Genomic DNA, 10,802 nt, shown 5'->3' on the forward strand with positions numbered 1-10,802 from the left:
GGACAAATGCTCGGCCACGGACCTGCAAAATCACCCGAAGGCGAACGCTTCGTGGACACCTACGACCTCTCGCCCCCCGACCTCTTGCGTGAAGGCGACAACCGCCTCGACATACTCGTCCACGCCCTCGGCATCGGCACCATGAACGCCGGAACCCCGGACGGTGCCGGACTCATTTTTCAAATCGAATTGCCCGACGCGCGCATCATCCCCAGCGACACCGCCACCCTCGTGCAACGCGACCCCCAACGCCTCAGACAAACCGTCCGCCGCTGGATGCTCCCCTGTATCGAAGATGTGGATGCAACAAAACACCCCGACGCCCCCCCTCCCGCCCCCCTCCCGCCCCTCCCGCCCCTCCCGCCACTCCCCCCTCTCCCCCATCGCAACTCAACATATTGGATGTTGGATGTTCGATGTTGGACGTTGGATGTTCGGGGCGAAGCCCCGCCACTCCCTCCGGCTGGCGACCGGCCACACTCATCACACACCCCGCCAAACTCCTGCCCCGCCCCATTGCCCTCCCATCGCGCACACCCATATTCCCCAATCGCACCATCGCCCTCGACACCGTTCGACTCCCCAACTTCTCGTGCACCTTTCGCATAAAACCCTACCTCGTTGACGAACACGAACGCCACCGCTGCAACCTCTACACACAACATGCCCTGATCGTCACCGACCTGATTTCCGAGCAAGATCAGGACATCCAACTCGTCCCAAGCACCGGCCAATCCATCTGGTTTTTCCACAACCAAAAACTCATTCGCAGCACCGGCTGGCGACGCTGGGCCGACGACCCCACGCCCAAAACCCTGCACCTCCGCAAAGGCCCCAACCGCCTCATCGGTGTGCACAACGAACGCTCCCACTTTCAAACCGTCAGCCTCGCCGCATTCACCACGCACCCCGTGTATCCAAAAAACCCAGTCGGCGCAGGCGGTTTTCAAGTCATCACCACCCCGACCGACTCCCCTGCCCTGATCTCCGACGACGGCAACGAACTCTCTCCCGCCGCCCTCCAACTCATTGCCACCGGTCCCTTCCCCGACATGGACCCGCAACACACCCTGCCCGCCGCCAACGCTCAGGACCTCGTGGCCAACGCAATCCCAATCCCCGCTTCCCCCCGTGGCGCGGGCGTCCCGCCCGCTGGGAACGCCGAGCCCCCTCGGCACGCATGACGCAGGCCTTCCACCCGCCTCCGATTCCAAGTGGCACGGGCGTCTCGCCCGTGATTCCGAAACAAACCTCCCGCCCTCATCCCCCATATTAACCCTCCCCCCCCCCCCCCCCCCCTCCGGTCCCCGCACAGCCACCCGCCTCATCCTCGACCTCGGAGCGATCAACAACGGACACCTCGCCTTCACCGCCTTCGGCCACAACGACTCCACACTCACCTTCAGCTTCTTCGAATCCCTCGAACCCGGCGCGCCCCTCCGCATCATCTGGCCCGGTGCCTGCAACAACTCCCTCCGCTACCGACTGCGCGACGGCTGGCAAAACTTCGAAAGCCAATTCGCCTACGGCATCCGTTACATTGCCATCCATCACGAAGGCGTATCGCCCGTTCAACTACGCGACCTCCGCATCCACTCCGCCCACTGCGGACATCTCCCCTCCGCCACCCTGCGCACCGGTGACGTGGCGCTCGACGCCATTCACGCCATCTGCGAACAAACCCTCTACGCCGCCACCGACGACACCCTCACCGATTGCCCCACCTACGAAACCGTCAACTGGAACTTCGACAACCGCCTCGGAACCCTCGCCGACCTCGTCACCTTCCGCAACCTCCCCATCCTCAAAAATACCATCGAACAATACGCTCGCGACCCACTCTATCCCGCGCTCGTCCGCTCGCACACCCCCAGCACCTGGGACAACCGCATCCCCGTCTTCAGCTTTCATTGGATCATCCTCTGTCGCGACTACCACTGGCACACCGCCGACCACTCCTTTGTCGAACGCATCTTCCCTCAAGTTGCCCGCGGCCTCGACGAAGCGCTCGACATGATTGACCCCGCCCTCGGCCTCCTCCGCTGGCGCGACTCCTACGACGCCTGGCACCTCATGGATTGGGGCAAAGGACGCGACGACGAACACGACATTGTTTCCGGCGAACAAGCCCTCCTCCTCGGCGCACTCGAAGCCGGCGAATACCTCGCGCGCATACTGCGCGAACATCCAACGTCCAACGTCCAACATCCAACATCCAATAACCAATCGCTAACACGTCCAATCTCCACCACTGGAGCGGCAGCTCCCACTTCGACGTTCGATGTTCGCAATGAGGAGCGGGAGGGGCGCTGGCGAGCCGCCCGCTCCTCATTGCGCGCTGCCATTGACCGACACCTCTGGCTCCCGGCCCGCGACGCTTATGCCGACAGCCTTCACGCCGACGGTACCCAATCCACCATTACAAGCCAGACCAGCAACACCGCCCTCGCCCTCTACAACGTCGGCACCCCCGAATGGCGCGCCCGCCTGCACCACCGCCTCCAAACCCAAGACCCCGCACTCCTGCCCTACGGCAGCCCCATGGGACTCTTCTACATCCTCGAATTCCTCGACCAACGCGACGACGCCGAAACCATCTTCCAAATCATCCGCCAAAAATGGACACCCATGCTCGCCGCCGGAGACAAAACCGCCTGGGAACATTTCCCCGAATACACCATGGGACAATCCGACTACCCCACCCGCAGCCGCTGCCATCCCTTCGCCACCTACATCCTCAAATATTACGTCAAATACCTCCTCGGCCTCACCTTCACTGAACCCGGCCAACGCACCGTTCACCTTGCCCCCCTCCCCCCCCCCGGCATCGAACAATGCCAAGGAAGCATCCCCGTAGCCGACGGATGGATACGCACCACCTGGCAACGCCGTCCCGATAACACCTTCGACACCACCATCGAAGCCCCGCCTGCAATTACCATCACACAATCATCCGCGCCAACGACGCCACCAGCGCCATCCGTAATTCTTAACTCCTAATTTCTAATTCCTAATTCGTAACTCCCATGACCCGCTACTCCGTCATCCTCGGCAACCTCGGCAACACCTGCGACCGCTTCCTCCCGACCGGTTACAAAGACGTGCCACCCAAACACGAAATGATCCGTCAGGCCGCCGCCATTCCCGGCATCGAAGGCATCGAACTCGTCGGCACTTGGGACATCACCGAGCAAAACGCCCGCGACATTCACACCCACCTCACCGACGCCGGACTCGCCTGCGTATCCATTATTCCTGACCTCTTTTCGCAAAAACGCTGGGGACTCGGCAGCCTCTCCGCCAAGTCCGCCGACACCCGACGTCAAGCGCTCGAAGAATGCCGCGCCGTCTCCCGCACCGCGCAACAAATCGGCTGCCCTCTCATCAACCTCTGGCTCGGTCAGGACGGCTACGATTACCCACTCACCGCCGACTACCGCTCGCAGCGTACCCACCTCACGGAAAACATCCACACCATCGCCAGCGAATTTCCCGACCTCCGCTACGCCCTCGAATACAAACCCAAAGAACCGCGCAATTTCTCCTTCCAAGCCCGCGCCGCCGACACCCTTCTCATGGCTCGCGAAACCGGGCTGGAAAACGTCGGCGTGTGTATTGACGTCGGACACTCCTTCATGGCCGGTGAGAACGTCGCCGAGTCCGCGTATCTACTCCAGCACTACGGACAAAAGCTATTCCACATGCACTTCAACGACAACTACCGCTCGTGGGACGACGACATGATTGTCGGCTCCGTGCATTGTGTCGAATACCTCGAACTCCTCCACTGGCTACGCGAGACAGGATACGACGGCTGGTATTCGATGGACCAATACCCTTACCGCGAAGACGGCCCCGCCGCCGTCCGTGAAAGCGTCGCCTTCCTCCGCGACCTCGATGCCCTGCTCACCGACGCCCGCCGCGACGATCTTCGCCGCCTCATCGCGACCGGCGACGCCACTGCCACCACCCGCTACCTCCGCGAACTCCTCTTCGCCCGCGCCTGAAAAAACCTGGACCACAGAGACACCGAAGATGCACCATTTCCACCAACGCATCCGCGAAAAAGCCCTTGATGCCACCAACGCTCCAGTCCTCATCGTGGCATTTGGAGACAGCGTCACTCAAGGAGCCATGGAATACGGACGGCTCGCTCCCGACGAAGTTTATCACCGCCTCTTGCAAACCCGCCTCGAACAACAGCACCCCACGACGACCTTCTCCACGCTCAACGCCGGAGTCGGCGGCAGCAGCGCACCGCAGGCCCTCGCCCGGCTCGACCGCGACGTCATCCGCCACCAACCTGACCTCGTGCTCATTGCCTTTGGCCTCAACGATTCGCTTGGCGGTCTTGGGAAACTCGCTGACTTCGAAACCGCCATCACGCAAATGATCGCCGGTATCCACGCACAAACCAAAGCCGGCATCATCCTCCTCACGCCGCCCTTCATGGCCACGCGACGAAGCCCTGCCCGCATCCATCCCAGCCACCTCGATTTCGCCGATACCATTATCGCCGCGCAAACCAATGGCACGCTTGCCGCCTACGCCGAAAAAATCCGCACTATCGCCCGCGAAACCCAAACCCCGTTCGCCGACATCCACGCCGCCTGGACTCGCCTTCGTGAAACTGGAACCGACACCGATCTCTGGCTCACCAATGGACTGAATCATCCCGATGCCCGCGGCCATCGCCTCGCCGCCGACCTCATTTTTCAAACCCTCCTCGCCACGACCTGAACACCTCTTGAATACCACCGCCATGCCCGCCACCACCGCATCCTCCATCCCCTCCACGCATCCGACTCTGCGCTCCGAGTTTATTTTCCCTCCCCCCGCCCCCCCCCCAACCCCCTCCTGCCACGCCTCAACCATTGTTGAAACCACGCAAGGCGAACTCGTCGCCGCTTGGTTTGGCGGCAAACGCGAATGCTTCCCCGACGTTGGCATCTGGCTCTCCCGTCGCGACGCCATCACCGGCCGTTGGTCCGCTCCCGTTGAGGTTGCCAACGGCATCCAACACACAACCGAAGACGGCAACACCCTCCGTTACGCCTGCTGGAATCCCGTTCTCTTCCAGCCCCGTCACACGCCCGGCGCGCCCCTTGTCCTCTTCTATAAAGTCGGCAAGACTCCGCAAACCTGGTGGGGCATGATGACCACTTCCACGGATGGCGGACGCACATGGACCGCGCACCGCCGCCTGCCCGAAGGCATCTGCGGTCCCGTCAAAAACAAACCCATCGAACTCCCCGACGGCACCTGGCTCTGCCCCGCCAGCACCGAGGAATCCGTGACCACCGGCTGGCGCGTCCACTTCGAACGCACCGACGACGCAGGCCGCACCTGGACACGCACCGCCCCCGTAAACGACGGCATCGACTACGGCGCAATTCAGCCCAGCATCCTCATGCACCCCGCGCCCGCCAGCACCACCCCTCCTGCACGCCTGCAAGCCATCGGCCGCACCCAACTCGCCAAACGCCTTTTTTCGACCACCTCGCTCGATGCCGGTCGCACATGGAGTGAAATCACTTTCCTCGATGTTCCCAATCCCGATTCGGGCACCGACGCCGTAACCCTCCGTGACAGTCGCCACGCTCTCATTTACAACCCCACCGAAAGCGGACGCTCCCCGCTCTCGCTCGCGCTCTCCAACGACGGCCTGCACTGGACGCGTATCCTTGATCTGGAGACAACGCCCGGCGAATACAGCTACCCCGCCATCATTCAAACCACCGACGGACTCCTGCACATGACGTGGACCTGGCGCCGCGAACGCATCAAGCACGCCAGCATCGACCCGGCAGACATCGCCATCTGATCCCCGCTGATGCTTGTCTCCAATCTCCCCCCCCCCCCCCCCCTGGCCTAATTCACCTCACCCGGCCCGCGTTACCTCACGTCGCCATTCGCGGGGCGTAGTTCCCATGCGCTGCCGAAAAACGCGGGCGAAATAATTGCTGTCATTAAAACCCACGGACAGCGCGGCATCGGTGATGTTGCGCTCCGACGTGCGCAACAAATGACACGCCCGCGTCAACCGCGTCTGCATCACGTAGTCGATCGGCGACGTACCGGTCACAGTGCGAAACGCCCGTTTGAACGTGCTCAACGACATGCCCGCCATTTGCGCCAGCGACTCCAGCGCCAGTTCCTCGGCATAATTCTCATCAATGTGCTCGATGACCTTCTCCACCGCCAGCAACCGGCGCCCCGCCTCGGCGGCGTTCGGCACATAGCTGCGCGCCAGCATCACGAGCAATTGCTGGAACACCGCCGTCACCCACGTCGTGCCGCCCGGCGTGTAGGCGCGGCACTCATTTTCCAGCGCGCGCGTGAGCGCCGTCACCCGCGCCAACTCATCCGGCGGCAAACGCAAATGCCCCGCCGCGCCGTGGACATCGCGGTATTTCGGTTCAAGTTCAAACAAGGCCCGCCAGCCCGGCATCGCCCGCAATTCCGCGCCGGGTTCCGGCAGGCGTCCGGGCAAAAACAATACATTGACCAGCCGCAATCCCTGCGCGTGCGCGTAACCGTGCGGCAACTCGGGCGGGATAAAAAACACATCGCCCGCCGTGATCGGATAACTGCCCTGCTCGGTGAGATGCTCCCCCGCCCCCGCGGTGACGATGGCCAGTTCCGCAAACTCATGCCGGTGAATTTCCATCGACCTCTGCTCCGACATCGCAAGCACGCTCACCGGCAATTCCGGAATCTTAAAATAGGACGAAACGCGCAACCGCTGCATGACCGCTCCCCGTTCACAAATTTTGCGCCGCACGCTGGAACAGGATCAGCTCCGCACCCTGCGGATCGGCCACGCGGACAACCTTGCCAAAACCGGGAATGTCGTCATCCGCGGCCAGTTGCTTCCCGCCGCCCGCCGCGAAACGCGCCAGCGAAGCGCGCAGGTCGCTGACCTCCACGTAGGTCTGCCAGACGGCGGAATCGAGAGGCGGCGCAATCGAGGAGTGCGAGCCCCACGGAGGCGTAACCAGTCCCGCGATGCGAACACCGCCCGTGGTGAGCACGGGCAGCGTGGTGCGCAGCGAAAACATCACCTCGCTCGCGCTCCAGTTGAACACGGTTTTGTAAAACGCGGGAAGCCTCTCGATGTCCTTCTCCGGCGTATGGACGGCGTGCCAGGTAAGCGGAAGTTGAAAGATGAACGGCTGCCGGAAGTGCGGTCTCACGATGGCGAACCGCGCCTGCGCCGGATCGCCCACGAAAGCCGTGCGCCCGATGAGGTGATCGAAAGGCGCCTTTTCCAGCAGTCCGCCCGCCTTGACGATGGCGTCAAGCGACGCGTCCACGTCGGCGACGCCGATCCATGCCAGCCAGCGCGGCGACCCCTTGGAACCGTAATCAGAAAGCGGGGCGAGACCGACGAAGACATTGTCATCGCGCTGCAACATGACATAAGGCCGGTCGCCGCCGACGGTCGGAGCGTCGATTTTGGTCCAGTTGAAAACCGAAGTGTAAAAACGCGCGGCGGCTGCGACGTCCGTCGTCTGGATTTCGTGCCAGATAAACCGCCGTTCGGGACGGTAGGCCATGCCGGCCTTTTCTGACGGCACCTTGGCAGGCGTTTCGGCAGCCCAAGCCGAAGCGGACAAGACCAGCGCCGACAGGACGATTGAGATGCGAAAGGGAAACGTGAACATCGCGACAGCCAAAGAGTTTACTGTGCAAAAGGGAAGTCTGACCATGCGCGCGCCCCGATGATGTTCATGACATCGAGGCATCTTTGATTTTTGTCCGCCGCCTTGACTCGCCACCGCCTTTTCGCGTATCAGTGCCGTCCTTGATGCGAAACCATCTCCTGGCTCTACGACTTACCTAGGCGCACGATCCCCAATCGGGCCGCGCGACAGCGGCTGATCGTGCGTCAATCATCGTCGTTCGCGTATCCAGACTCCCGGCACGGGTATATGGTACGTCGCCACACTCGCCATCCGCCCCGGGGCCTGTCTATCTGGTTCGCAATACCACACACATCTTCTCATACACTCTCTCACTTTAACCCATTTCCAATCATGCAATCCGCACCCGTCACCAAATACCGGCCCTTCCCGCCGGTAAATTTGCCCAACCGACAATGGCCCTTCCGCGTCATCACGCAGGCCCCCGTCTGGTGCAGCGTCGATCTCCGCGACGGCAATCAGGCGCTCGCCCAGCCGATGAGCGTCGAGGAAAAGCTCGAATACTTCGCCATGCTCGTGCGCATCGGCTTCAAGGAAATCGAAGTCGGTTTCCCCTCCGCCTCGCAGATCGAGTTCGATTTCTGCCGCCGCCTCATCGACGACGACCTCATCCCCGATGACGTCGCCATCCAAGTCCTCTGCCAGTGCCGCGAAGAACTCATCACCCGCTCGCTCGAAGCCTTGCGCGGTGCCAAAAAAATCATCTTTCACCTCTACAACTCCACCTCCCCCTACCAGCGCAAATACGTCTTCGGCGACGCCTCGCGCGAAGAGATCAAGGCCATCGCCGTCCACGGCGTGCAACTCCTCCGCAAGCACGCCGCGCCGCTCATTGAGGAAGGCAGCCACATCCAGCTCCAATACTCGCCCGAAAGCTTCAACAGCACCGAACTCGATTTTTCCTTGGAGATTTGCGAAGCCGTCACCGACGTCTGGCAACCCATGCTCGACGCCAACCCTGCCGACAAAATCATCCTCAACCTCCCCGCCACCGTCGAATACACCACGCCCAACATCCACGCCGACCAGATCGAATGGATGAGCACGCACCTCACCCGGCGCGACCGCACCCTCCTCTCCCTCCACACGCACAACGACCGCGGCACCGGCGTCGCCGCCACCGAACTCGCGCTCCTCGCCGGCGCCCAGCGCGTCGAAGGCACGCTCTTCGGCAACGGCGAACGCACCGGCAACCTCGACATCGTCACCGTCGCTCTCAACCTCTACACGCAAGGCGTCCACCCGAACCTCGACTTCAGCAACATCAACGCCATCCGCGAAGTTTACGAACGCTGCACCCGCATGGACGTCCACCCGCGTCATCCCTACGCCGGCGACCTCGTGTTCACCGCCTTCAGCGGCTCGCACCAGGACGCCATCAAAAAATCCTGGCCCCACCAAAAAGCCGGCGACCCGTGGAGCACGCTCTACATCACCATCGACCCCGCCGACGTGGGCCGTAGTTACAAAGCCATTATCCGCATCAACTCCCAGTCCGGCAAAGGCGGCGTCGCCTACATCCTCGAAACCGAGTTCGGCTACCAGCTCCCCAAGCTCATGCACAAGGAGATCGGCAAACTCGTCAACGACCTCGCCGACTCCCGCGGCACTGAACTCTCCCCGCACGACATCCATGATGTATTCGTTCGTGAATACATCGACCGCCGCTCGCCACTCGCGTTGGAAAGCTTCAAGACCACCGAGCGCGACAACGCCGTGACCTGTGAGGCCCGCATCATCTGGCGCGGCGTCCCGCAAATCGTGACCGCCAAAGGCAATGGTCCCATCGACGCCTTCGTGCGCGGACTCATCTCCGCCAGCGTGCCCGCCTTCGACCTTGTGAGCTACTCGGAGCATTCGGTCGGACGCGGCGCGGACACGCTCGCCGTGTCCTACATCCAGGTCCGTCCGCAAAACCCGGCCACGACGAAGACCTACTTTGGCGCGGGCATGGACACCAACATCGAACTCGCCTCGATCAAAGCCGTCGTCAGCGCCGTCAACCGCTCCCTCGCCTAAGCCGGAAAAAAATTAACTAAACAGAATGGACTCACGCAGAGACGCAGAGGCGCAGAGAAGAAAGGTTTGTTTCCTCCGCGTCTCCGCGCCTCCGCGTGAAAAAAATAATTCTTAAAATGACCTCCTCTTCAACCGACCTCTTTGCACGGGCGAAGAAACTGATTCCCGGCGGCGTTAATTCGCCTGTCCGCGCCTTTCGTTCCGTTGGAGGCGCGCCGTTCTTCGTCAAGTCCGCGCGCGGCGCCACGCTCACCACCGCCGACGACCGCGAACTCATCGACTTCGTCTGCACCTGGGGCCCCGCCATCCACGGCCACAACCACCCCGACATCCGCCGCGCCATCGCCGATGCACTCGACCACGGCACCTCCTTTGGCACGCCCAACCCCTTGGAAGTCGAAATGGCCGAGCTGATCGTCCGCTTTTTCCCCTCCATCCAGAAAGTCCGCATGTGCAACAGTGGCACCGAAGCCACCATGTCGGCCATCCGCCTCGCGCGCGGATTTACGCGCCGCGACAAAATCATCAAATTCGCCGGCTGCTACCACGGCCACTCCGACTCCCTCCTCATCAAAGCCGGCTCCGGCGCGCTCACCCACGGCCACCCCGACAGCGCGGGCGTCCCTGCCTCCTTCGCGCAGGAAACCATCGTCCTCCCCTACAACGACCGCGCCGCGCTCGACGCCGCCTTTGCCGCCAACCCGCAAAAAATCGCCTGCGTCATCATCGAACCCTACTGCGGCAACGTCGGCTTCATCATGCCCGACGCCGGTTACCTCGCCCACCTGCGCGACCTCACCACGCGCCACGGCGCGGTGCTCATCTTCGACGAAGTCATGACCGGCTTTCGCATCGCGCCCGGCGGCGTGCAGGAACGCGAATCCATCACGCCCGACCTCACCACGCTTGGCAAAATCATCGGCGGCGGGCTCCCCGTCGGCGCCTTTGGCGGACGCGCCGACATCATGGACCAACTCGCGCCCGACGGCCCCGTTTATCAGGCGGGCACGCTCAGCGGCAACCCGCTCGCCATGGCCGCCGGCATCGCCTCACTCAAGCTACTACTCCCCTCCCCCC

Annotated in this window: 9 protein-coding genes; 7 read left to right on the forward strand and 2 right to left on the reverse strand. The window is 62.5% G+C overall.

Translation table 11 applies throughout. The features are described from left to right. Nucleotides 1–416 precede the first annotated feature (416 nt). Genes OBACDRAFT_RS30375 through OBACDRAFT_RS24165 form a run of 5 tightly spaced genes read left to right on the forward strand, consistent with a single transcriptional unit; the run spans nt 417 to nt 5,824 of the window. The gene (locus OBACDRAFT_RS30375) at nt 417–1,184 is read left to right on the forward strand and encodes a hypothetical protein (protein ID WP_043589702.1); all 768 of its coding nucleotides are present in this window, start codon (nt 417–419) and stop codon (nt 1,182–1,184) included. Next, on the forward strand, nt 1,132–3,000 hold the full coding sequence (locus tag OBACDRAFT_RS24150; RefSeq protein ID WP_052362523.1) for an alpha-L-rhamnosidase-related protein: 1,869 nt from the start codon (nt 1,132–1,134) through the stop codon (nt 2,998–3,000). Before OBACDRAFT_RS30375 ends, OBACDRAFT_RS24150 begins: the two co-directional genes overlap by 53 nt. A gap of 26 nt (nt 3,001–3,026) precedes the next feature. Further along, nucleotides 3,027–4,007, forward strand: coding sequence for a sugar phosphate isomerase/epimerase family protein (locus OBACDRAFT_RS24155; protein WP_043589704.1), 981 nt, complete (start codon nt 3,027–3,029; stop codon nt 4,005–4,007). A 28-nt stretch (nt 4,008–4,035) separates the two neighbouring features. Then, nucleotides 4,036–4,740 (forward strand): SGNH/GDSL hydrolase family protein, encoded by a 705-nt coding sequence (locus OBACDRAFT_RS24160; RefSeq protein WP_043589706.1) that lies wholly within the window; start codon nt 4,036–4,038, stop codon nt 4,738–4,740. Nucleotides 4,741–4,747: 7 nt separating this feature from the next. After that, nucleotides 4,748–5,824 (forward strand): sialidase family protein, encoded by a 1,077-nt coding sequence (locus OBACDRAFT_RS24165; RefSeq protein WP_232767755.1) that lies wholly within the window; start codon nt 4,748–4,750, stop codon nt 5,822–5,824. Nucleotides 5,825–5,881: 57 nt separating this feature from the next. Here OBACDRAFT_RS24165 and OBACDRAFT_RS24170 read toward each other — a convergent pair whose 3' ends face one another. Then, nucleotides 5,882–6,751 carry a helix-turn-helix domain-containing protein gene (locus OBACDRAFT_RS24170; protein WP_043589708.1) on the reverse strand — a complete coding sequence of 290 codons (870 nt, stop codon included), beginning with the start codon at nt 6,749–6,751 and terminating at the stop codon, nt 5,882–5,884. A gap of 13 nt (nt 6,752–6,764) precedes the next feature. Further along, entirely contained in the window at nt 6,765–7,667 is a 903-nt protein-coding gene (locus OBACDRAFT_RS24175; protein WP_043589710.1) for a VOC family protein, read from the reverse strand. A 372-nt stretch (nt 7,668–8,039) separates the two neighbouring features. Between OBACDRAFT_RS24175 and leuA the strand changes: the two genes are divergently transcribed. Together leuA and hemL are read left to right on the forward strand one after the other, a co-directional pair. Beyond that, on the forward strand, nt 8,040–9,725 hold the full coding sequence (gene leuA / locus OBACDRAFT_RS24180; protein WP_043589712.1) for a 2-isopropylmalate synthase: 1,686 nt from the start codon (nt 8,040–8,042) through the stop codon (nt 9,723–9,725). A gap of 116 nt (nt 9,726–9,841) precedes the next feature. After that, nucleotides 9,842–10,802, forward strand: a 961-nt coding sequence (gene hemL, locus OBACDRAFT_RS24185) for a glutamate-1-semialdehyde 2,1-aminomutase (RefSeq protein WP_043589714.1), incomplete at its 3' end; no start/stop codon positions are given.

This window comes from Geminisphaera colitermitum TAV2 (genome assembly GCF_000171235.2).
GTDB classification, from domain to species: domain Bacteria; phylum Verrucomicrobiota; class Verrucomicrobiia; order Opitutales; family Opitutaceae; genus Geminisphaera; species Geminisphaera colitermitum.

Bases quoted from the DNA above. Each gene is read 5' to 3' on its own strand.
- OBACDRAFT_RS30375 (WP_043589702.1), top strand. From the start codon at position 417: ATGTTGGACGTTGGATGTTCGGGGCGAAGCCCCGCCACTCCCTCCGGC.
- OBACDRAFT_RS24155 (WP_043589704.1), top strand. From the start codon at position 3,027: ATGACCCGCTACTCCGTCATCCTCGGCAACCTCGGCAACACCTGCGAC.
- OBACDRAFT_RS24160 (WP_043589706.1), top strand. From the start codon at position 4,036: ATGCACCATTTCCACCAACGCATCCGCGAAAAAGCCCTTGATGCCACC.
- OBACDRAFT_RS24170 (WP_043589708.1), bottom strand. From the start codon at position 6,751: ATGCAGCGGTTGCGCGTTTCGTCCTATTTTAAGATTCCGGAATTGCCG.
- OBACDRAFT_RS24175 (WP_043589710.1), bottom strand. From the start codon at position 7,667: ATGTTCACGTTTCCCTTTCGCATCTCAATCGTCCTGTCGGCGCTGGTC.
- leuA (WP_043589712.1), top strand. From the start codon at position 8,040: ATGCAATCCGCACCCGTCACCAAATACCGGCCCTTCCCGCCGGTAAAT.